Source organism: Streptomyces naganishii JCM 4654, assembly GCF_014650575.1.
GTDB classification, from domain to species: domain Bacteria; phylum Actinomycetota; class Actinomycetes; order Streptomycetales; family Streptomycetaceae; genus Streptomyces; species Streptomyces naganishii.
Genome location: NZ_BMVF01000017.1, coordinates 81,837 through 106,305, shown reverse-complemented (window position 1 = coordinate 106,305; position 24,469 = coordinate 81,837). Strand labels below are relative to the sequence as shown.

Annotated in this window: 21 protein-coding genes; 2 read left to right on the top strand and 19 right to left on the bottom strand. The window is 72.6% G+C overall.

The features are described from left to right. Window positions 1–115 precede the first annotated feature (115 nt). The 5 genes from IE217_RS26935 to rpe form a co-directional block, all read right to left on the bottom strand. Window positions 116–1,558 (bottom strand): GuaB1 family IMP dehydrogenase-related protein, encoded by a 1,443-nt coding sequence (locus tag IE217_RS26935; protein ID WP_190180539.1) that lies wholly within the window; start codon window positions 1,556–1,558, stop codon window positions 116–118. A gap of 133 nt (window positions 1,559–1,691) precedes the next feature. Further along, on the bottom strand, window positions 1,692–2,003 hold the full coding sequence (locus IE217_RS26930) for a barstar family protein (protein WP_190180538.1): 312 nt from the start codon (window positions 2,001–2,003) through the stop codon (window positions 1,692–1,694). Next, window positions 2,000–2,401: a guanyl-specific ribonuclease gene (locus IE217_RS26925; RefSeq protein ID WP_190180587.1), complete on the bottom strand. Its 402-nt coding sequence runs from the start codon at window positions 2,399–2,401 to the stop codon at window positions 2,000–2,002. Before IE217_RS26925 ends, IE217_RS26930 begins: the two co-directional genes overlap by 4 nt. A gap of 132 nt (window positions 2,402–2,533) precedes the next feature. After that, entirely contained in the window at window positions 2,534–3,577 is a 1,044-nt protein-coding gene (locus IE217_RS26920) for a sugar-binding transcriptional regulator (protein ID WP_190180537.1), read from the bottom strand. A gap of 78 nt (window positions 3,578–3,655) precedes the next feature. Next, window positions 3,656–4,342 (bottom strand): ribulose-phosphate 3-epimerase, encoded by a 687-nt coding sequence (gene rpe / locus IE217_RS26915; protein WP_190180536.1) that lies wholly within the window; start codon window positions 4,340–4,342, stop codon window positions 3,656–3,658. Between the two features lie 199 nt (window positions 4,343–4,541). Between rpe and IE217_RS26910 the strand changes: the two genes are divergently transcribed. Further along, window positions 4,542–6,089: an MFS transporter gene (locus tag IE217_RS26910; protein ID WP_229865628.1), complete on the top strand. Its 1,548-nt coding sequence runs from the start codon at window positions 4,542–4,544 to the stop codon at window positions 6,087–6,089. Here IE217_RS26910 and IE217_RS26905 read toward each other — a convergent pair. Further along, window positions 6,070–7,488 (bottom strand): RsmB/NOP family class I SAM-dependent RNA methyltransferase, encoded by a 1,419-nt coding sequence (locus IE217_RS26905; protein ID WP_190180534.1) that lies wholly within the window; start codon window positions 7,486–7,488, stop codon window positions 6,070–6,072. The two genes, IE217_RS26910 and IE217_RS26905, sit on opposite strands and share 20 nt — an antisense overlap. A 165-nt stretch (window positions 7,489–7,653) precedes the next feature. Continuing rightward, the gene (fmt, locus tag IE217_RS26900) at window positions 7,654–8,586 is read right to left on the bottom strand and encodes a methionyl-tRNA formyltransferase (RefSeq protein WP_190180533.1); all 933 of its coding nucleotides are present in this window, start codon (window positions 8,584–8,586) and stop codon (window positions 7,654–7,656) included. 227 nt (window positions 8,587–8,813) lie between these two features. On the opposite strand from fmt, the gene IE217_RS26895 reads away from it, so the two are divergent. Then, on the top strand, window positions 8,814–9,356 hold the full coding sequence (locus IE217_RS26895; RefSeq protein WP_190180532.1) for a hypothetical protein: 543 nt from the start codon (window positions 8,814–8,816) through the stop codon (window positions 9,354–9,356). 54 nt (window positions 9,357–9,410) lie between these two features. Here the strand turns inward: IE217_RS26895 and IE217_RS26890 are convergent, their stop codons facing one another. The 12 genes from IE217_RS26890 to IE217_RS26835 all read right to left on the bottom strand — a co-directional run bounded on the left by IE217_RS26890 (window position 9,411) and on the right by IE217_RS26835 (window position 24,464). Then, a complete protein-coding gene (locus tag IE217_RS26890; protein WP_190180531.1) occupies window positions 9,411–11,558 on the bottom strand; it encodes a primosomal protein N' in 2,148 nt (715 codons plus the stop codon). A 132-nt stretch (window positions 11,559–11,690) separates the two neighbouring features. Further along, window positions 11,691–12,899, bottom strand: coding sequence for a methionine adenosyltransferase (metK, locus tag IE217_RS26885; RefSeq protein WP_190180530.1), 1,209 nt, complete (start codon window positions 12,897–12,899; stop codon window positions 11,691–11,693). Between the two features lie 237 nt (window positions 12,900–13,136). Then, complete coding sequence (gene coaBC / locus IE217_RS26880) at window positions 13,137–14,339, bottom strand: bifunctional phosphopantothenoylcysteine decarboxylase/phosphopantothenate--cysteine ligase CoaBC (RefSeq protein WP_190180529.1); 1,203 nt, start codon at window positions 14,337–14,339, stop codon at window positions 13,137–13,139. Between the two features lie 143 nt (window positions 14,340–14,482). After that, the gene (rpoZ, locus tag IE217_RS26875) at window positions 14,483–14,755 is read right to left on the bottom strand and encodes a DNA-directed RNA polymerase subunit omega (protein WP_004933985.1); all 273 of its coding nucleotides are present in this window, start codon (window positions 14,753–14,755) and stop codon (window positions 14,483–14,485) included. Window positions 14,756–14,820: 65 nt separating this feature from the next. Next, complete coding sequence (gene gmk, locus IE217_RS26870) at window positions 14,821–15,414, bottom strand: guanylate kinase (RefSeq protein WP_189707280.1); 594 nt, start codon at window positions 15,412–15,414, stop codon at window positions 14,821–14,823. A 94-nt stretch (window positions 15,415–15,508) separates the two neighbouring features. Then, window positions 15,509–15,832 carry an integration host factor gene (locus IE217_RS26865; protein ID WP_003977346.1) on the bottom strand — a complete coding sequence of 108 codons (324 nt, stop codon included), beginning with the start codon at window positions 15,830–15,832 and terminating at the stop codon, window positions 15,509–15,511. Window positions 15,833–16,119: 287 nt separating this feature from the next. Then, window positions 16,120–16,965 carry an orotidine-5'-phosphate decarboxylase gene (gene pyrF, locus IE217_RS26860; RefSeq protein WP_190180528.1) on the bottom strand — a complete coding sequence of 282 codons (846 nt, stop codon included), beginning with the start codon at window positions 16,963–16,965 and terminating at the stop codon, window positions 16,120–16,122. Further along, a complete protein-coding gene (locus IE217_RS26855; RefSeq protein ID WP_190180586.1) occupies window positions 16,962–18,068 on the bottom strand; it encodes a quinone-dependent dihydroorotate dehydrogenase in 1,107 nt (368 codons plus the stop codon). The genes pyrF and IE217_RS26855 overlap by 4 nt, the downstream gene beginning before the upstream one ends. Before the next feature lie 64 nt (window positions 18,069–18,132). After that, window positions 18,133–21,441 carry a carbamoyl-phosphate synthase large subunit gene (gene carB / locus IE217_RS26850; protein WP_190180527.1) on the bottom strand — a complete coding sequence of 1,103 codons (3,309 nt, stop codon included), beginning with the start codon at window positions 21,439–21,441 and terminating at the stop codon, window positions 18,133–18,135. Continuing rightward, window positions 21,434–22,579 carry a glutamine-hydrolyzing carbamoyl-phosphate synthase small subunit gene (gene carA, locus IE217_RS26845; RefSeq protein ID WP_190180526.1) on the bottom strand — a complete coding sequence of 382 codons (1,146 nt, stop codon included), beginning with the start codon at window positions 22,577–22,579 and terminating at the stop codon, window positions 21,434–21,436. The genes carB and carA overlap by 8 nt, the downstream gene beginning before the upstream one ends. After that, a complete protein-coding gene (locus tag IE217_RS26840) occupies window positions 22,576–23,181 on the bottom strand; it encodes a PH-like domain-containing protein (RefSeq protein WP_190180525.1) in 606 nt (201 codons plus the stop codon). Before IE217_RS26840 ends, carA begins: the two co-directional genes overlap by 4 nt. Then, window positions 23,178–24,464 (bottom strand): dihydroorotase, encoded by a 1,287-nt coding sequence (locus IE217_RS26835; protein ID WP_190180524.1) that lies wholly within the window; start codon window positions 24,462–24,464, stop codon window positions 23,178–23,180. Before IE217_RS26835 ends, IE217_RS26840 begins: the two co-directional genes overlap by 4 nt. Between the last annotated feature and the right edge of the window lie 5 nt (window positions 24,465–24,469).

Genomic DNA, 24,469 nt, shown 5'->3' with positions numbered 1-24,469 from the left:
GGCGACGGTTCACGGGCGTAATGCAGCAACCTTGCGCACACACGCAAGATCCTTGCGTGTGTGCGCGAAGGGTGCGCGTTTCGTTGCCCGGTGCCGCAAGGCCCCGGTGGAACGGTCAGTTCCAGCTGGCGTGCAGGGGCTTGCCCTCGGCGTAGCCCGCCGCGCTCTGGATGCCGACGATGGCCTTCTCGGCGAACTCCTCCAGGGAGGCCGCGCCGGCGTAGGTGCACGAGGAGCGCACGCCCGCGATGATCGAGTCGATGAGGTCCTCCACGCCCGGACGTGCCGGGTCGAGGAACATGCGGGAGGTGGAGATGCCCTCCTCGAACAGCGCCTTGCGGGCGCGGTCGTAGGAGGACTCCTCCGAGGTGCGGTTGCGCACGGCGCGCGCGGAGGCCATGCCGAAGGACTCCTTGTAGAGGCGCCCGCCGGCGTCCTGCTGGAGGTCGCCGGGGGACTCGTAGGTCCCGGCGAACCAGGAACCGACCATCACGTTGGACGCGCCGGCCGCGAGCGCCATCGCCACGTCGCGCGGGTGGCGGACCCCGCCGTCGGCCCACACGTGCTTGCCGTACTTCCTGGCCTCGGCCGCGCACTCGAGGACGGCGGAGAACTGCGGACGGCCCACGCCGGTCATCATGCGCGTGGTGCACATGGCGCCGGGGCCCACCCCGACCTTGATGATGTCCGCGCCCGCGTCGATCAGGTCCTTGACGCCCTCGGCGGAGACGATGTTGCCGGCCACGATCGGCACCCGCGGGTCGAGGTCGCGCACCAGCTTGACCGCGCTGATCATCGACTCCTGGTGGCCGTGCGCGGTGTCGATGACGAGGGTGTCCACGCCCGCGGCGAGCAGTTGCTCGGCCTTGCCCGCCACGTCGCCGTTGATGCCCACGGCGGCGGCCGTGCGCAGCCTGCCGTCGGCGTCGGTGGCCGGGGTGTAGAGGGTCGCCCGCAGGGCGCCCTTGCGGGTGAGGATGCCCGCGAGCCTGCCGTCCTTGTCGACGGCGGGCGCGTACCGCCGGTTGGCGCCGTCGAGGGTGTTGAACGCCTCGCGCGGGTCGATGTCGGCGTCCAGCAGGAGCAGGTCCTTGCTCATGACCACTTCGAGCTGGGTGAAGCGGTCGACGCCGGTGAGGTCCTGGTCGGTGACGACGCCGACGGGGCGATGGTTCTCGTCGACGACCACGCCCGCGTTGTGCGCGCGCTTGGGCAGCAGGGAGAGGGCGTCGGCGACCGTCTGGTGCGGGGCCAGCACGATCGGGGTGTCGAGCACGAGGTGGCGGCTCTTGACCCAGGACACGACCTCGGTGACGACCTCGATCGGGATGTCCTGCGGGATGACCACCAGGCCGCCGCGCCGGGCCACCGTCTCCGCCATGCGGCGGCCGGCGATGGCGGTCATGTTGGCGACGACCAGCGGGATCGTGGTGCCCGTGCCGTCCGGGGAGCTGAGGTCCACGCCCTGACGCGAGCCGACCGCGCTGCGGCTCGGCACCATGAAGACGTCGTCGTACGTCAGGTCGTACGCGGGCTGGATGTCATTGAGGAAACGCACGTGCCGCACATCCCAGTCGATCAGAGGTGACCCCCCGACGGGTGCGCCAGGGGGAAAAGAGCACGTACTTCATTGTCCCATGCCCGGCCCGCCGGCATCCCCCGTCACAACGTCCAGGCCGGTCAGGGACCCCTTAGGAGGATCCTCCAAGGGTCAGCGCGACGGTCAGGGACGGCATCGAGCGCATCGCGTGCGCGAACACCTCCTGGGCGGTCTCCCACTCCTGCGGCCGCGCCTCGGCGTACGCCCGCCAGTTCCGTACGACGAGCAGGAGCCCCCCGGCCGCCTCCTCGGGCCACGCGGAGACGTCGGACAGGGAGTCGGCCAGGGCGTCCCAGTTGCGGCCGAACCAGGGGGGCAGCGCCAGGGCCCGGGCGACGCGGTCCATGAGGCCCGCCTTGTCCGTGACGCCTTCGAGGTCCAGCGTGACCACGAGTTCCGTCATCTCAGCACCGCCTTGAACGACTTGTAGTGATCGTCGGTGTAGTAGATCTCGCCGCCCTGCCCGGTGATGAGGCGCCGCGCGCCGCGGTCGCGCGAGCCCGGCGTCCGTACCGTGTACTCGTGGTAGTAGCCCCGCTGGTGCCGAGGCAGCCGGCCCTCGAGGTTCCCGAAGACGACGCCGTCGCGGGCGTACGGATAGGGGCCGCCCCTGTCGATGAGGGCGAGGGTCTCGCGCGCCTCCGCGGGCAGCCGGGCCGCCGGGACGGTGGCCATGTGCGCGGCCCACGAGGGGACGCCTGACGGAGCCGGCGTGGACGGCGGGGAGGAGCACCCGGCCAGCAGGACGAGCAGGCAGACCCCGAGCGCCCCGAGCACGCGGGGGACGAACCGCAGCAGCAGCATGGCGCCGATGCTGCCACGGCCGTCCCTCCGTCACGTGCGGGGCCCCGCCGCCGGGGACCGTCGGATTCCGGCCGTCTTGCGGCTGCCTTCCAACCGTCTTCCAGCCGCCTTCCGACCGTCTTCCGACCGTCAGATTCCGTCCGGGTCCGCGCGGTTGAGGGCGGGCTTCGGGGTGGTTCCCGCCGTCATCAGGTAGTCCGCGGCCGAGGTGTCGGTCACCAGGCTGGTGACCAGACCCGAGCGCAGCACCGCGTCGATCGCCGACGCCTTGCGCTGCCCGCCCGCGATCGCCACGACTTCCGGGATCCGGCGCAGCTGGTCGGCCTTGACCGTGATGCACCGCTCCCCCAGGTCCCGCCCGACCCGGCGCCCCTCGGCGTCGAAGAGGTGCGCGGCCATCTCCGCGGCGACGCCGAGGGAGGCGTAGTGGGCGCGCTCCTCCTCGCTGAGCATGTCGTGCACCGTGGAGATGCCCGGTTCCCAGGAGCCGATGGAGACGCAGGCGACGGTGACCTTGTCGAAGTACTCGAAGGCGCGGGCGATCCCCGTCTGGTTGCGCAGCGCCGCCGCGGTGGCCGCGTCCGGCAGCAGCATCGGCGCGTAGATGGGGTGGGCGTCGCCGCCGGAGACCTGTGCGGCGCGGCGTACGGCCTCGACCGAGCCGCGCTCGGAGGTCCCGGCGTCGTACACGCCGGTCAGCTGCACCACCGTGCACGGGGGCAGCCGGTCGAGGGCCGCCGCCATGTGGATGGTGGAACGGCCCCAGGCCAGGCCGAGCACGTCGCCCTCGTTGACGAGCTCGCCGAGCAGGTCGGCGGCCACCTCCCCGAGGTTCTCCGGGTCGGGCGTCTCCTCGGCCTCGGCCGGGGACTCCACCACGACGGCGTGCCTGAGGCCGTAGCGGGCGCGCAGCGCGTCGGAGCGCTCGGCGTCCAGCTCGGCCGGCACACGGATCTCGATGCGTACGAGATCCCGTTCGAGGGCGGTCTCCAGGACCCGGGCCACCTTGAAGCGGCTGACGCCGAACTCCTCGGCGATCTGGATCTTCGACTTGCCCTCGAGGTAGAAGCGGCGGGCCATGGCCGCCGCCTGCACCAGCTCAGCGGGTCCCATCCGCACTGCTGACCGGCCCGCCGACATACCCGACACGGCGATCTCCTCACTGCTGTTCACACTCTGGATTCGCCGTTCATCCTTGCAGATCCGGCGCACTTGATCAGCCCTGATGGGAGCCGTTCACGTAGCTGTGGCTCAGTGGTCGCACGCCCAGGACGCCTTGGCGGTGGCCGATTCCGCCTGCGTGCGCAGTGCACGTACCGCCTCTTCCGGGTCGTTCGCCCCGTAGACCGCCGAGCCGGCGACGAAGACGTCGGCGCCCGCGTCCGCGCAGCGCTCGATCGTCGACGCCGACACGCCGCCGTCGACCTGGAGCCACAGCTGGAGGCCGTGCTTGCTGATCAGCTCCCTGGTGCGGCGGATCTTGGGCAGCATGATGTCGAGGAACGCCTGGCCGCCGAAGCCCGGCTCCACGGTCATGATCAGGAGCATGTCGAGCTCGGGGAGCAGGTCCTCGTAGGGCTCGATGGGGGTGGCGGGCTTGAGCGCCATGGAGGCGCGGGCGCCCTTGGCGCGGATCTCGCGGGCGAGCCGCACGGGCGCGGCGGCCGCCTCGACGTGGAAGGTGACCGAGGAGGCACCCGCTTCCACGTACTGGGGGGCCCACCGATCGGCGTCCTCGATCATCAGATGGCAGTCCAGCGGCGTGTCCGTCGCGCGGGCCAGCGACTCTACGACCGGGACGCCGAGCGTGAGGTTGGGGACGAAGTGGTTGTCCATCACGTCGACGTGGAGCCAGTCGGCCCCTTCGACCGCCTTCGCCTCCTCGGCGAGGCGCGCGAAGTCGGCGGACAGGATGCTGGGATTGATCTGCACGGCCATGTTCCAAGCCTGCCATGCCGGGGCACGGTTGTTCGCCCCGGTACCGGCTCCGGATGCGCGGATCGGGGCGCGCGCGGGCGCGCGGGCGACCCGGACGTCGGTCGGCTTGCGCGCGTCGGCCCGGAAAAGCGCGGTGGCCGGGGGAGGCCGTCCTATGGTCGACGGGCAGACGGCCTGCCGGACCATCGGAGGTGTTGCGGTGCCGACGGCCCCCACGAGGTCCAGCGCGAGGGACCTCCCGGTCATCCTCGGACCGGCCCTGGCCTTCACGGTCACGGTCGTCGACCCGCTGGTGCTCAGCCTGAACCTGTCGGAGGTGAGCCACGCCCTCCACGTGCCGCCCAACCTCGTGGGGCTGCTCACCGGGGCGGCGACGCTGGTGGTGGCCGCCGCCGTCCTCGCCGCGGGCAACCTCGCGGACGCGTTCGGGCTGAAGCGGCTGCTGATGTCGGGCCTCGCCGTCGTATGTGTCGCCAACCTGCTGTCCATGCTCGCGCCCGGCTACGGCTTTCTGCTGGCGATGCGCTTCCTCGACGGGCTGGGGCTGACCTGCCTGCTGGGCGTGTCCCTGGCCCTGCTCAAGGTCTCGGTGACGCCGGAGAAACGCCCTGCCGCCCTTGGTGTGTTCATGGCCATCGAGATGCTCCTGTGCGGGGTGACCCCCGCGTTCGCGGGCTGGCTGGTGCAGGCCGCCGGCTGGCGGTCCATGTTCCTCATCGCCCCGCTGCTGTGCGTGCTCTCGCTCTGGCTCACCGCCCGGTACGTCCCCCGGCCACCCGCCCAGGAACGCCGCCGGCTCGACGTGGCCGCCGTCGTCCTGGTGGGCCTCGCCCTGCTGTCCCTGGTCGTCGGCATGGCCGCGGCGCAGAACGGCGTCACCCGGCCCCAGACCTGGGTGCCGCTGCTGATCAGCCTGACCGCCGCGGTGGCCTTCGTGCTCCACGAAAGGCGTGCTCCCGAACCCGCGGTGGATCTGGCGCTGTTCCGCGTTCCCGCGTTCAGCGTGGCCCTGGCCGCGGCCCTCGCGCTCAACTTCCTCGGCACCGGGTTCAGCTTCTCGCTGGGGCAGTTCGGCGCGGCGGTGCTGTCCCTGCCGCCGCAGGCCATCGGCCTGCTCTTCCTCCCCGGCACCGGGCTGGTCGCCGGCTCCGTGATCCTCGCCGGGCACCTCATGGGCCGGTACACCCCACGGCCGGTCATGGTCACCGGCCTGCTGGTGCTGACGGCCAGCGCACTGGTCATGGCGGGCACCGCGGGTCCCACGATGGCGCTGTGGCTGCTCCTGCTGGCGACCTGGCTGTGCAACCTCGGGGTGACGATCACCTCCACCTCGGTCTCCGAGACGGTCCTGGCCCATGCACCGCAGGGGCGCTCCGGCACGGTGGCATCCATGCAGTCGGCCTCCTGCATGACCGGCGCCGCGCTCGGCCCGACCGTCTACGTGCTGCTGCTGAACTTCTTCTTCCACCGGGAGTGGCTGGCCGACGCCGCCACGCGCGGTCTGTCGGTGCCGCGGGCCACGCAGGCGGTGGACGCCGTGCGCAGCCAGCTGGCGGTGAGTCCCCCGGGCACGGCCGTGTACGACCCGAACCTGCTCCGGCAGGCGGCGGGCCTCGACCTCGGTCTGGATTTCAGCAACGGGCTGCGGCTGACCATGCTGATCGTCAGCCTGCTGCCCTTGCTGCTGGCGGTGGCGGCCCACTTCCTGATGCCCGGGCCGTCCTCGGTCAGGCGGTCCGCCGGATGAGGGCCAGGTACATCGCGTCGGTGCCGTGCAGGTGCGGCCAGAGCTGTACGTCCGGACCCTCGCCCAGGGCGGGGACGCCGGGCAGGAGGGGGCGGGCGTCGATCAGTTCGGCCGCGGGGAACTGCTTGAGCACGTCGGAGACGACGGCGCGGGTCTCGGCGAGGTGGGGCGAGCAGGTGGCGTAGCCGACCACACCGCCGGCCCGCACCGACTCCAGGGCCGTGCGCAGCAGCCCCCGCTGGAGCGGGGCGAAGCCGTCCAGGTCCTCCGGGCGGCGGCGCCAGCGTGCCTCGGGGCGGCGGCGCAGGGCGCCCAGGCCGGTGCAGGGCACGTCGACGAGGACGCGGTCGAAGCTCGCGGGCCGCCACGGCGGACGGGTGCCGTCGGCGGCGATCACCTGGTAGGGCCCCGGGTTTCCGGCGAGCGCCTTCGCCACGAGCCCGGCGCGGTGCGGTTGCTTCTCGGAGGCGAGCAGCGCGGCTCCGCGTTCCGCGGCGAGCGCGGCGAGCAGGGCCGCCTTGCCGCCGGGGCCGGCGCAGGCGTCGAGCCACTTGGCGTCGGGGCCGTCCAGGGGCGCGTTGGCCAGGGCCAGGGCGACGAGCTGGCTGCCCTCGTCCTGCACGCCCGCGCGGCCCTCCCGTACGGCGTCCACGGCGCCCGGTTCGCCGCCCTCGGTGAGCCGCACCGCGTACGGCGACCAGCGGCCCGGCACGGCGGCCTCCTCGCGCAGCAGCTCCTCGGCGGTGGCCCGCCCGGGCCGGGCGACCAGGGTGACCTCGGGCCGCTCGTTGTCCGCCTCCAGCAGGTCCTCGATGCCGGCCCGGCCGCCGCCGAGGGAGTCCCACAGCGCGGAGACGACCCAGCGCGGGTGGGAGTGGACGACGGCAAGGTGGTCCTCGGGGTCCTCGTCGTAGGGCGGGGCGACCTTCTCCAGCCACCCGTCGAGGTCGTCCCGCGCGACCTTGCGCAGCACGGCGTTGACGAACTTGGCCCGCCCGTCGCCGAGGACGACCCGGGCGAGCTCGACGGTGGAGGACACGGCGGCGTGGCTCGGGATGCGCGTCCCGAGCAGCTGGTGCGCGCCGAGGGTCAGCACGTCGAGGACCGGCGGGTCGACCTCCCTGAGCGGCCGGTCGACGCAGGCGGCGATGATCGCGTCGTACGTCCCCTGCCGGCGCAGCGTGCCGTACACCAGCTCGGTCGCGAGCGCGGCGTCCCGCCCGTCGAAGCCGCCCTTCTCCCGCGCCTTGCGCAGCAGCGGGGGCAGCACGAGGTTGGCGTAGGCGTCCCGCTCGTCCACAGCGCGCAGCGCGTCGAAGGCGAGGATGCGGACGGGGTCCTTCTGCGGACGGCGGTAGGGCTTGCCGGCCCCGCGGGGCCGGCGTTCGGTGTCGCTCACGAAAAAGGTGCTCCGGATGTGGAAGTGCGCGGTACCTCCACCCTACGTCCCGCCCGGCGCCGCCCCGAACGCCCCACCCGCGCCCGGCTCCCGCCCGCGCCCCTCGCCGTGCTGCCCGCCCTCGGCGGGGCGGGCGGCGCTTCACGCGGCGGGGCGGGCGGCGCTTCAGGTGCCGAGGGACTCGCCCTCGGTGATGCGGGCGCCGCGGGCCCAGTCGGCGGCGCTCATCGGCCTCTTGCCCTGCGCCTGGACCCACAGCAGCTCGACGGCGTAGGAGCCGGTGCCGACGTGGACGCTGTTCTTGCCGGCGGCGAGCGCGCCCGGCGCCAGGTCGGTCCGCCCGGGCACGGGCTTTGCCTGGATCAGCTTCAGGCGCTCACCGCGGAACGTGGTCCACGCACCCGGCGCGGGCGTGCACCCGCGCACCACCCGGTCCACCCGCAGCGCGGGCGCGCTCCAGTCGACCTTCGCGTCCTCGACCGTGATCTTCGGCGCGAGCGTGACGCCCTCCGCGGGCTGCGGCACGGCCTTGAGGGTGCCGTCCTCGATGCCGTCCATGGTCGCCGCGAGCAGTCCGGCCCCCGCGAAGGCGAGCCGGGTGAGCAGGTCGCCGCTGGTGTCGGTGGGCCGGATCTCCTCCGTGACCGTGCCGTAGACGGGCCCGGAGTCGAGCCCCTCCTCGATGAGGAAGGTGGAGGCGCCGGTGATCTCGTCGCCCGCCATCAGCGCGTGCTGCACGGGCGCCGCGCCGCGCCAGGCCGGCAGCAGCGAGAAGTGCAGGTTGACCCAGCCGTGGGCCGGCACGTCCAGGGCCACCCTGGGCAGCAGGGCGCCGTAGGCGACGACCGGGCAGCAGTCCGGGGCGATCTCCCTCAACCGCTCCAGGAACTCCGGCTCGCGCGGCTTGACCGGCTTCAGCACCTCGATGCCGGCCTCGAGGGCCCGCTCGGCGACGGGGCTCGCGACCAGCCTGCGCCCGCGTCCGGCCGGCGCGTCGGGCCGGGTGACGACGGCGGCCACCTCGTGCCGTCCGGAGGCGAGCAGGGCGTCCAGGGCGGGAACGGCGACCTCGGGGGTACCGGCGAAGACGAGCTTCATGGGCTGGCTTGGGCCTCTCGGGCGGCGGTGGACGGCGGGCAGCGCACCAGTCTATGACCACGACGGGCGGCGCAGCGCGCGTCCACCCGCGGGGGCGTACGCATATGTTCTTACGCCCCCTCACCGTGACCACCGGAGGGAAAACGCGTTGGTCAAGAAAGAGTTGACCACAATGGGACCGCATCGGCGGCCCGATTCCTTTCAACGCCGGTTCGAGAGGCTTGTTCATGGCCGACCACGCAACCCACGACGCCCAGGCCCGGGCCAGCCTGCACTTGCTGGTGCGGGACATCGAGCGGGTCCGCCGGCAGGTGGACGCACTGCGCACGCTCACCGCCCAGCTGGGCAACGTCTACCGCCCGCGCCGCACCGGCCCCTCCACGGGCTTCGTCGTCTACGGGCGTGCCCCCGCCCCGACGGTCCGCCTCGCGCAGGAACTGCGGGACAGCGTGGAGACCCTGGTCACCGCCGCCGTGGACTTCGACCGCTCCCTCGGCTTCTCGTGGGACGCCGTGGGATCGGCGCTCGGCGTCACCAAGCAGGCGGTCCACCGGCGTTACGGCGCGCGCCGTGCCGCAGCCCAGGCCGCCGCCGAGGCCGAGCGGACCACGGAGCCCTCCGGCACCCGCACGGTCAACGTGGGCGGCGGCATCGCCGCGGTGCCGACGGTCCCGGCGGCCCGCTCCATGCCGACCCAGCCCACGGCCGGCAGCCCGTCCCTGCGCGACGAGGCCCGCCCTACGGCCTTCCCCGGGCCCCGCAACGCCTGACTCGGCCGGGCCGCCCACCCGGACCCGGGCACGTCGGCTCCCCGCACAGCGCCCTCACCCGATGTCGGGGGGATCGATTCGTACCCACACCGCCTCACCGGTCCCCCGGGCCGTGCGGGCCGCCCGGGCGGCCTTGAGCGCGGTGGCGAGCGCGGTTCCGCTGCCGGGGGGCACGCGGATCAGGGCGCGGTCCCAGTGTTCGCCGGGCGGGGGCGTGCCCGAGCGGCGAGGGCGGCCCGGCGGGGTGACCGCCAGCGGTACGGGGCCCAACACCTCCGCGTCGGAGGGCAGTTCGACCGCGTGCAGGAAGTCCGCGACCGACTCCGGCGGACCCGACACCGCCGCCATGCGCGACACCGGCGGGAAGCCGAGTTCGGCCCGCTCGGCCAGTTCCCGCAGCGCGTGCCCCACCGGATCCCAGCGCACCAGCGCCTGCACGGGCCGCAGGGTGGGCTCGGCCACGACGACCACCGTGCCCCGCTCGCCCTGCGGCCGCACCAGCGCACCGGCCGCGATCCACCGCCGCAGCGCGTCCTCCCCGGCTCGCAGATCGGGCCGCCCGAGCATCGCCCAGCCGTCCAGCAGCAGGGCGGCCGCGTACCCGCCCTCGGCGACCGGCTCGGCGCCGGGCGTGCTGACGACCAGTGCGGGAGCGTCCGGCACCGTGTCCAGCACGTGCTCGCGCCCCGAGGTGCGCACCGGCACCGCCGGAAAGGCCCGCCCCAGCTCCTCGGCCGTCCGCCGGGCACCCACGACCTGCGCCCGCAGCCGGAAACCGCCGCACTCCGGGCAGTGCCAGGCGCCCTCCTCGCGGCCGCACCAGCCGCAGCGCAGCGTCCCGGCGTCCTGTCCCTGGAGCGGGCCCGCGCAGTGCCGGCAGCGGGCAGGGGCACGGCAGTTGGCGCACGCCATCCGGGGCACGTAGCCCCGCCTGGGCACCTGGACCAGCACCGGCCCGTGCCGCAGCCCGTCGCGGACCACCTGCCAGGCGAGCGTGGGCAACCGCGCGGCGCGGGCGGCCTCGTCCCGGGCGAGGTCCTCGTCCCCCACGGTCCGTACGAGGGGCGCGGCCCGCCGCACCTGCTCCCGGCCGGCGACCAGCGGCCGCGCCCAGCCGCTCTCGACGAGCTGCGCGGCCTCCACCGTGCAGCTCCAACCGCCCAGCAGGAAGCCGCACTTGTCGAGCGCGGCGCGCAGCAGCAGCACATCGCGGGCGTGCGGCTGCGGCGCGTGCTGCTCGCTGTGGCTGTCGTCCCCGTCGTCCCAGACGGCGACGAGGCCGAGGTCCGCGACCGGCGCGAACATGGCGGCCCGGGTCCCCACCACGGCCCGTACGGCGCCCCTGCGCACCGCGAGCCACTGCGCGTACCGCTTCTCGGGGCCGGTCTCCGCGGTGAGCAGCGCGTGCCGCCCCTCGCCCAGCAGGGCGGTGAGCGCGGCGTCCACCCGCGCGGCGGCCCGCCCGTCCGGTACGACGACCAGCGCGCCGCGCCCCGAGGCGAGCGTCGCGGCGACGGCGCGGGCCAGCTCCTCGCACCACAGCGGCCCGGGCAGCGCGTTCCACACGGCCCTGGGGGCGCCCCCGGCGGCCAGCGACTCGACGAAGGCGCTGCCCTGCTCGTACCGGGCCCACGATCCGGGGTCCGGGGCCGGCGGCGGGGGCAGGGGCTCGGGCGAGGGCCGCCGCTCGGCACGGGCGCTGCGCGGCGGCACGGCGAGCTGGAGCACGTCGGCGACGCTGCCCGCGTACCGGTCGGCGACGGCCCTGGCCAGGCCCAGCAGCTCGGCGCTGAGCACGGGCTCGGGCGAGACCACCTGGGCGAGGGCCGCGAGCGGACCGGAGTAGTCGGAGTCGGCGCGGCGCTCCACGAGGTAGCCGTCGATGAGTCCGCCGCCCTCGCGGCGCCCCTCGCGCACCCGGTGCCGTCCGGCCCCGAAGCGGACGCGGACCCGGACGCCGGGCTGGGCGTCGGCGTCCAGCTCGGCGGGCACGGCGTAGTCGAAGTACCGGTCGAGGTGCAGCACGCCCTTGTCGACCAGCACCCGCGCCACCGGCAGGTGCTCGGCGAGGGCGGCGCCCCGCCAGGTGCGCGGCTTGGCCCGGGGCTCCTTGGCCTTGCGCACGCTCTCCCGGATGAGCGCGAGCTGCTCCGGCGGCGCCTGCGCGCCCTCGCCGTCCCCCGGCCCGTTCTCGCTGCTCACGCTTGCATTCTTACCAAATGCCACTGACAGCCGAAGACCGCCGACGGCTGAAGCCGACCGTCAGCGGCGCACGGCCGAGGCCCGGTTCCCCCGCGGGAAACCGGGCCTCGGTGGAAGGGCTCCTGGCCGGGCTTACAGCCCGGCAGCCTCGCGCAGGGCGTCCACGCGGTCGGTGCGCTCCCAGGTGAAGTCGGGCAGCTCACGGCCGAAGTGGCCGTAGGCGGCGGTCTGGGCGTAGATCGGGCGGAGCAGGTCGAGGTCGCGGATGATCGCGGCCGGGCGGAGGTCGAAGACCTCGTCGATCGCCTTCTCGATCTTCTCGTGGTCGACCTTGGCGGTGCCGAAGGTCTCCACGAACAGGCCGACCGGCTCGGCCTTGCCGATGGCGTACGCGACCTGGACCTCGCAGCGGGAGGCCAGGCCCGCCGCGACGACGTTCTTGGCGACCCAGCGCATCGCGTACGCGGCGCTCCGGTCCACCTTGGAGGGGTCCTTGCCGGAGAAGGCGCCGCCGCCGTGGCGGGCCATGCCGCCGTACGTGTCGATGATGATCTTGCGGCCGGTCAGGCCGGCGTCGCCCATCGGGCCGCCGATCTCGAACCGCCCGGTGGGGTTGACCAGCAGCCGGTAGCCCTCGGTGTCCAGCTTGATGCCGTCCTCGAGGAGCGCCTTGAGCTCCGGCTCCACCACGAACTCGCGGATGTCGGGCGCGAGCAGCGACTCCAGGTCGATGTCGCTCGCGTGCTGCGAGGAGACGACCACGGTGTCCAGGCGGACCGCCTTGTCGCCGTCGTACTCGATGGTGACCTGGGTCTTTCCGTCCGGGCGCAGGTAGGGGATCGTGCCGTTCTTGCGCACGTCCGACAGGCGCTTGGACAGGCGGTGGGCCAGGAAGATGGGCAGCGGCATCAGCGTCGGCGTCTCGTCCGAGGCGTAGCCGAACATCAGGCCCTGGTCGCCGGCGCCCTGCCGGTCCAGCTCGTCCTCGTCGCCCTCCACCCGGGTCTCGTACGCGGTGTCGACGCCCTGCGCGATGTCCGGGGACTGCGCGCCGATGGAGACGGACACGCCGCAGGAGGCGCCGTCGAAGCCCTTCTTCGAGGAGTCGTAGCCGATCTCGAGGATCTTGTTGCGGACCAGGGTGGCGATGTCCGCGTACGTCTTGGTGGTGACCTCGCCGGCCACGTGGACCAGGCCGGTGGTGATCAGCGTCTCGACGGCGACCCGGGAGGCCGGGTCCTCACGCAGAAGCGCGTCGAGAATGGTGTCGCTGATCTGGTCAGCGATCTTGTCGGGGTGACCTTCGGTCACGGACTCCGAGGTGAACAGGCGACGGGACACAACGCTCCCTGGGGTTGCAGCGGCTGCTGGCTGATCATGGGCGGACGCCACGGGGGCTGCGCCCGGGTCGTCCGAGAACAGTTTATCGGTCGCGCTCGGCCACCGGCCCACCTGTCTCGCCTCTCGGGAGCCCTGTGACCTGCGGCACGGGCATTCTGCCCAATGTCCGGCGGCCTTGGCCAGAGGCGCCACACGCCGAGTGCGGGGCGCGTAGCGTCCACGGAACGGCCGGGACGGTCAGGCGAGCCGGGCCTTCACCAGGTCCCACACGGTCTCGGCCAGGGCTTCCTTCGGCCCGTGCGGTACGGGGGTTTCGCTGCCGTCGGCGCCGAGGACCACGGCCTCGTTCTCCTCCGCGCCGAAGGTCTTGCGCTCCCCGACCTCGTTGACCACGAGCAGGTCGCAGCCCTTGCGGGCGAGCTTGGCGCGGCCGTTGGCGAGGACGTCGTCGGTCTCGGCGGCGAATCCGACGATCACCTGTCCGGACCGCGCCCGGCCGGCCGATATCTCCGCCAGAACGTCCGGATTGCGCACCAGGACGATCGGCTCGGGCTCCTGGTCGTCCTTCTTCTTGATCTTCCCGGTGGCGTAGGCGGCGGGGCGGAAGTCGGCGACGGCGGCGGCCATGACCACCGCGTCGGCGTCGGCGGCCGCCTTGAGCACCGCCTCGCGCAGCTGCACGGCCGTCCCCACGCGGACGACGTCCACGCCCGCCGGATCCGGCAGCGCGGTGTTCGCGGCGACCAGCGTGACCCGGGCGCCGCGGGCGGCGGCGGTGCGCGCGAGGGCGTAGCCCTGCTTGCCGGAGGAGCGGTTGCCCAGGAAGCGGACGGGGTCGAGGGGCTCGCGGGTGCCGCCGGCGCTGACGACGACGTGCCGCCCGGCGAGGTCGGGCCCGGTGGCGCCCCGGGCGAGGACACGGCGGCAGACCTCGAAGATCTCCGCGGGGTCGGGCAGCCGGCCCTTGCCGGTGTCGACGCCGGTCAGACGGCCCACGGCCGGCTCGATCACCACGGCGCCGCGGCGGCGCAGCGTCGCCACGTTCTCCTGGGTGGCGGGGTGCTCCCACATCTCGGTGTGCATGGCGGGCGCGAAGACCACCGGGCAGCGGGCGGTGAGCAGGGTGTTGGTCAGCAGGTCGTCGGCGAGGCCGTGGGCGGCCCTGGCGAGCGTGTCGGCCGTGGCGGGCGCCACGACCACGAGGTCGGCGTGCTGGCCGATGCGGACGTGCGGGACCTCGTGGACGTCGTCCCAGACCTCGGTGGAGACGGGGTTGCCGGACAGGGCGGACCAGGTGGCGGCGCCGACGAAGTGCAGCGCGGACGCGGTGGGCACCACGCGCACGTCATGACCGGACTCCGAAAGCCGGCGCAGCAGCTCGCACGCCTTGTACGCGGCGATGCCGCCACTCACTCCCAGAACGACCTTGGGCTCGCTCACCGGGCCTCCCGCACTCGACACCGTCACCGGACACCGCGCACCCCGGCTCGTCGGCGCGGGCGTACGGCTCCACTACACACCACAGGCCCGACAGTCGCGCCGCCGGGCCTGTGGAAAAACCTGCTGCGATCTGCAGATATGACTTACTGACCCGGGCCCTCGACGGCCTCGGAGGTCAGCAGGCCCGCGTTGATCTCGCGCAGGGCGATGGAGAGCGGCTTCTCGTGGACGTGGGTGTCGACGAGAGGACCGACGTACTCGAGGAGGCCCTCGCCGAGCTGCGAGTAGTACGCGTTGATCTGGCGGGCGCGCTTGGCCGCGTAGATCACGAGGCTGTACTTCGAGTCGGTGGCCTCGAGGAGCTCGTCGATCGGCGGGTTGATGATGCCCTCGGGCGCGGAGATGGAAGAGGACACGCTCTACCTTCCGATGGATGGGAAAGAATCAGTCGCTGCGACGATCGTCACGGTGACCGTCACGATCACACGACGTCCATCAAGGCTAGCAGCTCGCGCGCCACGTCCTCGACGGAGGTGTTGACCAGGGTCTCGTCGAACTCGGGCTCGGCCGCCAGCTCGACCTTCGCGGCCTGGAGCCGGCGCTCGATCACCTCGGGCGGCTCGGTCCCGCGGCCGGTGAGCCTGCGCACCAGCTCCTCCCAGGAGGGCGGGGCCAGGAAGACCAGCCGGCCCTCGGGCATGGACTCACGGACCTGCCGGGCGCCCTGGAGGTCGATCTCCAGCAGGACGGGGACCCCCGCCTCCAGGTGTTCCAGGACGGCGGTGCGCGGGGTGCCGTAGCGGTTGCCCGCGAACTCGGCCCACTCCAGCAGCTCGCCGTTGGCGATCAGCTTGTCCATCTCGTCGTCGGTGACGAAGAAGTAGTGGACGCCGTGCTGCTCGCCGGGGCGGGGCTTGCGGGTCGTCGCCGACACCGAGAGCCAGACCTCGGGATGCTCCTTGCGCATATGAGCGACGACCGTGCTCTTGCCGACCCCGGAGGGGCCGGAGAGCACGGTCAGCCGCGGACGAGCGTCCGGGGGTACGGGGGTCGTCCCCCGGGGTGTTGCAGCCATGCGGCGATTATTCCAGCAATCCCGGACTGCCCGGGACTCCTGTCCCCGGGTACCCCGGGGCTCAGGAGCCGGTGCTGCCTCCGGTACCCGGAACTCAGGAGCCGGTGCTGCCGAACTCGCGCTCCAGGGACGCGATCTGGTTGGAACCGAGGCCGCGCACACGGCGGCTCTCGGAGATGCCGAGTCGCTCCATGATCTGCTTGGCGCGGACCTTGCCCACGCCCGGCAGGGACTCAAGAAGGGCGGACACCTTCATCTTGCCGATGACGTCGTTTTCCTGGCCCTGCTTGATGACCTCGTGCAGGGAGGCGCCGGAGTGCTTGAGTCGATTCTTGACCTCGGCCCGCTCCCGGCGAGCCGCGGCGGCCTTTTCGAGCGCGGCTGCGCGCTGTTCAGGGGTAAGGGGCGGAAGAGCCACGCCTACGTCACCTCGGATGTCGAACTGTCGGATACGGACCGGTGAGGAACCTAGTCGCCCCACACCTGGGGAGCCACGAGCAACACGCTTGCCCGCCTCTCCCCCACTGCCTGAAGGCGTGGGAGGTGGCCCCACTCGACGGAGACTAGCGGTCAGGGACGCCAGAGTCAGCGAGAACAGAGGAAAAGTCCTGGTCAGCCTCGCTCAGGACGGACATTTAGGACATAGTGCCCTGGATTTGAGGATGTATCCAGACTCAAGGACGCCCCGGACCGCTCACCGCGGGCTCACGCGGAGTCCACGGCGGCCCTGATTTCCTCGGCGAACCGCTCCGCGGCGTCACGCAGCGCGACCGGCTCGGGACCGTGACGCAGCACACCCCGGCTGACGTTCGGGACGACATTGCGCACCGCCGCACCGAAAACCCGGGGAAGATCGGCCGGAGTCGCCCCCTGGGCGCCGATGCCGGGCGCGAGCAGCGGCCCGTTGACCGCCAGGTCGTACGACGAGAGGTCGCCGAGCGTGGCGCCCACCACCGCGCCGAAGGAGCCCAGCGGACGCGCGCCCGCGTTCTCCTCGGCCAGGTGCGCGAGCATCGTCGCGCCGACGTCGCGCCCGTCGGAGCGCACCGCGTGCTGCACCTCGGCGCCCTCGGGGTTCGACGTCAGAGCCAGCACGAACAGGCCGGTGCCGCTCTCCCGGGCCAGTTCGACGGCGGGCTTCAGCGACCCGTAGCCGAGGTAGGGCGAGACGGTCAGGGCGTCCGAGAACAGCGGGGCGTCCTTGCGCAGGAAGGACTCGGCGTAGGCGGCCATGGTCGAGCCGATGTCGCCGCGCTTGGCGTCCATGACGACCAGTGCGCCGGCCGCGCGGGCCTCCTCCACCGACTTCTCCAGGACCGCCAGGCCCCGGGAGCCGAACCGCTCGTAGAAGGCGCTCTGCGGTTTGAGGACGGCGACCCGGCCGGCCACGGCCTCGACCACCGTGCGGCTGAACCGCTCGAGGCCGGCCACGTCGTCGTTCAGGCCCCACTCGGCGAGCAGGGACGCGTGCGGGTCGATGCCCACGCACAGCGGGCCGCGCTCGTCCATGGCACGGCGCAGGCGCGCGCCGAAGGGCTCCAGGGGGCTCATGCGGGCTTCCTCACGTCGGCGCCGACCGCGTCGGCGAGGGTGGCGTACGGGCTGGTGCGCAGGCGGGCCGCGAGCCCCTTGTGGAGCGTGCGTGCCCAGAAGGGACCTTCGTAGACGAAGGCGCTGTAACCCTGGATCAGGGTGGCGCCGGCCAGGATGCGCTGCCAGGCGTCCTCGGCGTCCTCGATGCCGCCGACGCCGACCAGGGTGATGCGGTCGCCCACGCGCGCGTAGAGGCGGCGCAGCACCTCCAGGGAGCGGGCCTTCAGCGGCGCACCGGAGAGCCCGCCGGTCTCCTCGACCAGCGAGGGCGGGGACTTCAGGCCCAGTCCCTCGCGCGCGATGGTGGTGTTCGTGGCGATGATGCCGTCCAGGCCGAGGTCGACGGCCAGGTCGGCGACGGCGTCGACGTCCTCGTCGGCGAGGTCGGGCGCGATCTTGACCAGCAGCGGCACCCGGCGGGCCGGCACGGCCCGGTCGGCCGCCTCGCGCACGGCGCTCAGCAGGGGGCGCAGCGCCTCGGTGGCCTGGAGGTTGCGCAGGCCCGGGGTGTTGGGCGAGGAGACGTTGACGACGAGGTAGTCGGCGTACGGCGCGAGGCGCTCGGCCGACTTCACGTAGTCGGCGACGGCCTCCTCCTCGGGGACGACCTTGGTCTTGCCGATGTTGACGCCCACGACCGCCTTGAAGACGGGCGTACGGGAGGCCAGGCGGGCGGCGACGGCCAGCGAGCCGTCGTTGTTGAAGCCCATGCGGTTGATCAGCGCGCGGTCCGCGACCAGCCGGAACAGGCGCTTCCTCGGGTTGCCGGGCTGCGGCTCGCCGGTGACGGTGCCGATCTCGACGTGGTCGAAGCCCAGCATGGACATGCCGTCGATGGCGACGGCGTTCTTGTCGAAGCCGGCCGCGAGTCCGAAGGGGCCGTGCATGCGCAGCCCGAGGGCCTCGGTGCGCAGCTCCTCGTACCGGGGGGCCAGCGCGGCCGCGAGGAAGGTGCGCAGCACGGGGACGCGCACGGCCAGCCGGATCCAGCCGAAGGCGAGGTGGTGGGCGCGTTCGGGGTCCATCCGCCGGAAGACCAGGCGGAAGAACAGCTTGTACATCTCTTGGGTCCTCTTGGTCCTCATGAAGAGGGGGACACCGTTTCCGGTGTCCCCCTCGGGGCTGCTAGTCGCGGGCCGCGGTCAGGAACCTGGCGTGTTCCTGGAGTGAGCGCACGCCCACGTCGCCGTGGTTGAGGGCGTCGATGCCCTGGACGGCCGCGGCGAGCGCCTGGACCGTCGTCAGGCAGGGCACGGAGCGCGCCACGGCCGCCGTACGGATGTCGTAGCCGTCGAGGCGGCCGCCGGTGCCGTACGGGGTGTTGACGATGAGGTCGATCTCGCCGTCGTGGATGAGCTGGACGATGGTCTTCTCGCCGTTCGGGCCGGTGCCCTCGGACTGCTTGCGCACGATGGTGGCGTTGATGCCGTTGCGCTTGAGCACCTCGGCGGTGCCGGAGGTGGCGAGCAGTTCGAAGCCGTGGGCGACCAGCTCGCGGGCCGGGAAGATCATCGAGCGCTTGTCCCGGTTGGCGACCGAGATGAAGGCGCGGCCCTTGGTGGGCAGCGGTCCGTAGGCGCCCGCCTGCGACTTGGCGTAGGCGGTGCCGAAGACGGAGTCGATGCCCATGACCTCGCCGGTGGAGCGCATCTCCGGGCCGAGGACGGTGTCGACGCCGCGGCCGTGGATGTCCCGGAAGCGGGACCACGGCATGACGGCCTCCTTGACGGAGATCGGCGCGTCCATCGGCATGGTGCCGCCGTCGCCGTTCTTCGGCAGCAGGCCCTCCTCGCGCAGCTCGGCGATGGTCGCGCCCAGCGAGATCCGGGCGGCGGCCTTCGCGAGCGGCACCGCGGTCGCCTTCGAGGTGAAGGGGACGGTGCGGGAGGCGCGCGGGTTGGCCTCCAGGACGTAGAGGATGTCTCCGGCCAGCGCGAACTGGATGTTGATCAGGCCGCGCACCCCGACACCGCGCGCGATGGCCTCGGTGGAGGCGCGCAGCCGCTTGATGTCGAAGCCGCCGAGCGTGATCGGCGGGAGGGCGCACGCCGAGTCGCCGGAGTGGATGCCGGCCTCCTCGATGTGCTCCATGACGCCGCCCAGGTACAGCTCCTCGCCGTCGTAGAGGGCGTCGACGTCGATCTCTATGGCGTCGTCGAGGAACCGGTCGACGAGGACCGGCCGGGAGGGGCTGATCTCGGTCGACTCGGCGATGTACGACTCCAGGCGCGCCTCGTCGTACACGATCTCCATGCCGCGCCCGCCCAGGACGTAGGAGGGCCGCACCAGGACCGGGTAGCCGATCTCGTCGGCGATGGTCTTGGCCTGGGCGAAGGTGGTGGCGGTGCCGTGCTTGGGGGCCGGCAGGCCGGCCTCGGCGAGGACCCGGCCGAAGGCGCCCCGGTCCTCGGCCGCGTGGATGGCCTCGGGCGAGGTGCCGACGATCGGCACGCCGTTGTCCTTGAGCGCCTGCGACAGGCCCAGCGGGGTCTGGCCGCCGAGCTGGACCACCACACCGGCGACGGGGCCCGCCTGCCGCTCCGCGTGGACGATCTCCAGGACGTCCTCCAGGGTGAGCGGCTCGAAGTAGAGCCGGTCGGAGGTGTCGTAGTCGGTGGAGACGGTCTCCGGGTTGCAGTTGACCATCACGGTCTCGTACCCGGCGTCGGACAGCGCGAAGGAGGCGTGGACGCAGGAGTAGTCGAACTCGATGCCCTGGCCGATGCGGTTGGGGCCGGAGCCCAGGATGATCACCGCGGGCTTCTCGCGCGGGGCGACCTCGGTCTCCTCGTCGTAGGAGGAGTAGAAGTACGGCGTCCGCGCGGCGAACTCGGCGGCGCAGGTGTCGACCGTCTTGTAGACCGGGCGGATGCCGAGGGCGTGGCGGACCTCGCGGACGACGTCCTCGCGCAGGCCGCGGATCTCGGCGATCTGCTGGTCGGAGAAGCCGTGCCGCTTGGCCTCGGCGAGCAGGTCGGCGGTCAGCTCGGGGGCACCGGACAGCTCGTCGGCGATCTCCTTGATCAGGAAGAGCTGGTCGACGAACCAGGGGTCGATCTTCGTGTACTCGAAGACCTCCTCGGGCGTCGCGCCCGCGCGGATGGCCCGCATGACGGTGTTGATCCGGCCGTCGGTGGGCCGTACGGCCTCGCGCAGCAGCTCGTCCTTGTCGCCCGCCTCGCCGACGAAGGTGAACTGGCTGCCCTTCTTCTCCAGCGAGCGCAGCGCCTTCTGGAAGGCCTCGGTGAAGTTGCGGCCGATGGCCATGGCCTCGCCGACCGACTTCATGGTGGTGGTCAGCGTGGAGTCGGCCTGCGGGAACTTCTCGAAGGCGAACCGGGGCGCCTTGACGACGACGTAGTCCAGGGTCGGCTCGAAGGAGGCCGGGGTCTCCCGGGTGATGTCGTTGGGGATCTCGTCGAGGGTGTAGCCGACGGCGAGCTTGGCGGCGATCTTGGCGATGGGGAAGCCGGTCGCCTTGGACGCGAGGGCCGAGGAGCGCGACACGCGCGGGTTCATCTCGATGACGATGACCCGGCCGTCCTCGGGGTTGACCGCGAACTGGATGTTGCAGCCGCCGGTGTCGACGCCGACCTCGCGGATGATGGCGATGCCCATGTCGCGCAGGACCTGGTACTCGCGGTCGGTGAGCGTCATGGCCGGGGCGACGGTGATCGAGTCGCCGGTGTGCACGCCCATCGGGTCGAAGTTCTCGATGGAGCAGACGACCACGACGTTGTCGTTCTTGTCGCGCATCAGCTCCAGCTCGTACTCCTTCCAGCCGAGGATGGACTCCTCCAGGAGCACCTCGGTGGTCGGGGAGAGCGCGAGGCCGGTGCCGGCGATGCGGCGCAGTTCGTCCTCGTCGTGGGCGAAGCCGGAGCCGGCGCCGCCCATGGTGAAGGACGGGCGGACCACGACCGGGTAGCCGCCGAGCTCCTCGACGCCGGCGAGGACGTCGTCCATGGTGTGGCAGATGACCGAGCGGGCGGACTCGCCGTGGCCGATCTTCCGGCGGACCTCCTCGACGACCTCCTTGAACTGGTCGCGGTCCTCGCCCTTGTGGATGGCCTCGACGTTGGCGCCGATCAGTTCGACGCCGTACTTGTCGAGGACGCCGTTCTCGTGCAGCGAGATGGCGGTGTTGAGGGCCGTCTGGCCGCCCAGGGTGGGCAGCAGGGCGTCGGGCCGCTCCTTGGCGATGATCTTCTCCACGAAGTCCGGGGTGATCGGCTCGACGTAGGTGGCGTCGGCGATCTCCGGATCGGTCATGATCGTCGCCGGGTTGGAGTTCACGAGGATCACACGCAGACCCTCGGACTTCAGCACGCGGCACGCCTGGGTGCCGGAGTAGTCGAACTCGGCGGCCTGGCCGATGACGATCGGGCCGGAGCCGATGACCAGGACGGACTGGATATCGGTGCGCTTAGGCACGCTGGCCCTCCATCAGGGAGACGAAGCGGTCGAACAGGTAGGCGGCGTCGTGCGGGCCCGCTGCCGCTTCGGGGTGGTACTGGACGCTGAAGGCCGGCCTGTCGAGCAGGGCGAGACCCTCCACCACGTTGTCATTGAGGCAGACGTGGGAGACCTCGACACGGCCGAAGGGGGTGTCGGAGACCCGGTCGGTCGGCGCGTCCACGGCGAACCCGTGGTTGTGCGCGGTGACCTCGACCTTGCCGGTCGTACGGTCCTGGACGGGCTGGTTGATGCCGCGGTGGCCGTACTTCAGCTTGTAGGTGCCGAAGCCGAGCGCGCGGCCGAGGATCTGGTTGCCGAAGCAGATGCCGAACAGCGGCGTGCCGCGCTCCAGGACGCCCCGCATCACCGAGACGGGGTGGTCGGCGGTGGCCGGGTCGCCCGGCCCGTTGGAGAAGAACACTCCGTCGGGCCCGACCGCGTACACGTCCTCGACCGTGGCGGTGGCGGGCAGGACGTGCACCTCGATGCCGCGCTCGGCCATGCGGTGCGGGGTCATGCCCTTGATGCCGAGGTCGACGGCGGCGACGGTGTACTTCTTCTCGCCGACCGCGGGGACGACATAGGCGTCCTTGGTGGCGACCTCGGCGGACAGGTCGGCGCCGAGCATCTGGGGGGCCTGCCGCACGCGCGCGAGGAGGGTGGCGTCGTCCTTGACGGCGTCGCCGCTGAAGATGCCGACGCGCATGGCGCCGCGCTCGCGCAGGTGGCGGGTGAGGGCGCGGGTGTCGACGCCGCTGACGCCGACGACGCCCTGGGCGGCGAGCTCCTCGTCCAGGGAGCGCCGTGAGCGCCAGTTGGACGGCACGCGCGCGGGGTCGCGCACGACGTAGCCGGCGACCCAGATGCGCCCTGACTCGGGGTCCTCGTCGTTGACGCCGGTGTTGCCGACGTGCGGGGCCGTCATGACGACGACCTGGCGGTGGTACGAGGGGTCGGTGAGGGTCTCCTGGTAGCCGGTCATGCCGGTGGAGAACACGGCCTCGCCGAACGTCTCCCCCACGGCCCCGTAGGCGCGGCCGCGGAAGATCCGGCCGTCCTCCAGGACGAGTACGGCGGGAACCTTTCCGGTGGTTCCCCTGGTGGAGGTGGTCATCGTTCGACGCCTTCCGTGGTGGTCGTTGCGTGCTTCGTCGCGGTCATGGAGTTGATGGCCTCGACCCACTCGGTGTGCTCGGCGGCCCGGTCGGAGCGGAACCCCGAGTCGAGCAGCCTGCCGCCGTGCTCCCAGGTCACCACCAGCAGACCGCCCTCGGTCAGGACCTTGCCGGCGATGCCCTTGTCGAGCCGCGCGCCGCGCAGCCGGTCCGCGGGCACGAAGAAGTCCGCGGCCCCGGGGCGTACGACGTCCAGACCGGCGTCCGTGAGGGTGAGCTCGGCACGGCTGCGGGTGCCCAGGCCGTGCGCCACGATGCGGTCCAGCCACTGGCCGGCGGTCGTGGAGCCGTGGTAGCGGCCGGTCATCGTCAGTCTCGCCGGGCCGGGCCGGTCCGGCGACTGGGGCAGCTCGGGCAGGTCGCCCTGGAGGGTGGCCCGCCACTTCCAGCCCTCGCGCATCAGCCAGTAGACGAGGGCGACGAAGAGGGCGAGGCCGACGAGCCAGCCGATGCGCCCGGACCAGTCGGTGACCGTGGCCGACTTCTCCTCGGTGGCGAGTTGCCTCGCCAGTCCGGTCGCGAGCCAAGTTGCAGATGTCACGTGAGCTTCCCGTCGACGAGCGTGGCCTTGCCCCGGAGCCACGTGTGGGTGACACGGCCCGGCAGCTCGCGTCCCTCGTACGGGGTGTTGCGGCTGCGCGAGGCGAAGCCCGCGGGGTCCACCTGCCCACGGTATTCCGTGTCGACCAGGGTCAGGTTGGCGGGCTCGCCTGCCGAGACGGGGCGTCCGTGGCCGGCGGCGCGGCCGATCCTGGCGGGTGCGAAGGACATGCGGTCGGCGACGGCCGCCCAGTCCAGCAGGCCGGTGTCGACCATGGTCTCCTGGACCACCGACAGCGCGGTCTCCAGGCCGACCATGCCCATGGCGGCCGCGGCCCACTCGCAGTCCTTGTCCTCGTGCGGGTGCGGGGCGTGGTCGGTGGCGACGATGTCGATCGTGCCGTCGGCGAGCGCCTCGCGCAGGGCGCGCACGTCCCGCTCGGTGCGCAGCGGCGGGTTGACCTTGTAGACCGGGTTGTACGTGCGCACCAGCTCGTCGGTGAGAAGCAGGTGGTGCGGGGTGACCTCGGCGGTGACGTCGATGCCGCGGGACTTGGCCCAGCGGACGATCTCGACGGACCCGGCGGTGGACAGGTGGCAGATGTGGACGCGGGAGCCGACGTGCTCGGCGAGCAGCACGTCGCGGGCGATGACCGACTCCTCGGCGACGGCCGGCCAGCCGCCCAGGCCCAGCTCGGCGGAGACGACGCCCTCGTTCATCTGGGCGCCCTCGGTCAGCCGCGGCTCCTGCGCGTGCTGCGCGACGACGCCGCCGAAGGCCTTCACGTACTCCAGCGCCCGGCGCATGATCACCGCGTCGTCGACGCACTTGCCGTCGTCGGAGAAGACGGTGACGCCGGCTGCGGACTCGTGCATGGCCCCGAGCTCGGCGAGCTTCCTGCCCTCGAGGCCCACGGTGACGGCGCCGATGGGCTGCACGTCGGAGTAGCCGTGCTCCTTGCCCAGCCGCCAGACCTGCTCGACCACGCCGGCGGTGTCGGCCACGGGGAAGGTGTTGGCCATGGCGAACACGGCGGTGTAGCCGCCGGAGGCGGCCGCGCGGGTGCCGGTGAGGACGGTCTCGGAGTCCTCGCGGCCGGGCTCGCGCAGGTGGGTGTGCAGGTCGACCAGGCCCGGCAGGAGCACCTTGCCGGCGGCCTCGACGACCTCGGCGCCCTCGGCGCTCAGCCCTTCGCCCACCTCCGCGACGACCTCGCCGTCGATCAGCACGTCCTGCGGCGCGCCGCCGAGCACCTTGGCGCCGCGGATCAGGATCTTGCTCATGTTTC

What these genes read in the sequence shown, in the direction of transcription:
- IE217_RS26930 (WP_190180538.1), bottom strand. Translation starts at nt 2,003, where the DNA reads ATGACGGAACTCGTGGTCACGCTGGACCTCGAAGGCGTCACGGACAAG.
- carA (WP_190180526.1), bottom strand. Translation starts at nt 22,579, where the DNA reads ATGACCACCTCCACCAGGGGAACCACCGGAAAGGTTCCCGCCGTACTC.
- IE217_RS26855 (WP_190180586.1), bottom strand. Translation starts at nt 18,068, where the DNA reads ATGTACAAGCTGTTCTTCCGCCTGGTCTTCCGGCGGATGGACCCCGAA.
- gmk (WP_189707280.1), bottom strand. Translation starts at nt 15,414, where the DNA reads ATGGCTGCAACACCCCGGGGGACGACCCCCGTACCCCCGGACGCTCGT.
- pyrF (WP_190180528.1), bottom strand. Translation starts at nt 16,965, where the DNA reads ATGAGCCCCCTGGAGCCCTTCGGCGCGCGCCTGCGCCGTGCCATGGAC.
- IE217_RS26835 (WP_190180524.1), bottom strand. Translation starts at nt 24,464, where the DNA reads ATGAGCAAGATCCTGATCCGCGGCGCCAAGGTGCTCGGCGGCGCGCCG.
- IE217_RS26895 (WP_190180532.1), top strand. Translation starts at nt 8,814, where the DNA reads ATGGCCGACCACGCAACCCACGACGCCCAGGCCCGGGCCAGCCTGCAC.
- rpe (WP_190180536.1), bottom strand. Translation starts at nt 4,342, where the DNA reads ATGGCCGTGCAGATCAATCCCAGCATCCTGTCCGCCGACTTCGCGCGC.
- fmt (WP_190180533.1), bottom strand. Translation starts at nt 8,586, where the DNA reads ATGAAGCTCGTCTTCGCCGGTACCCCCGAGGTCGCCGTTCCCGCCCTG.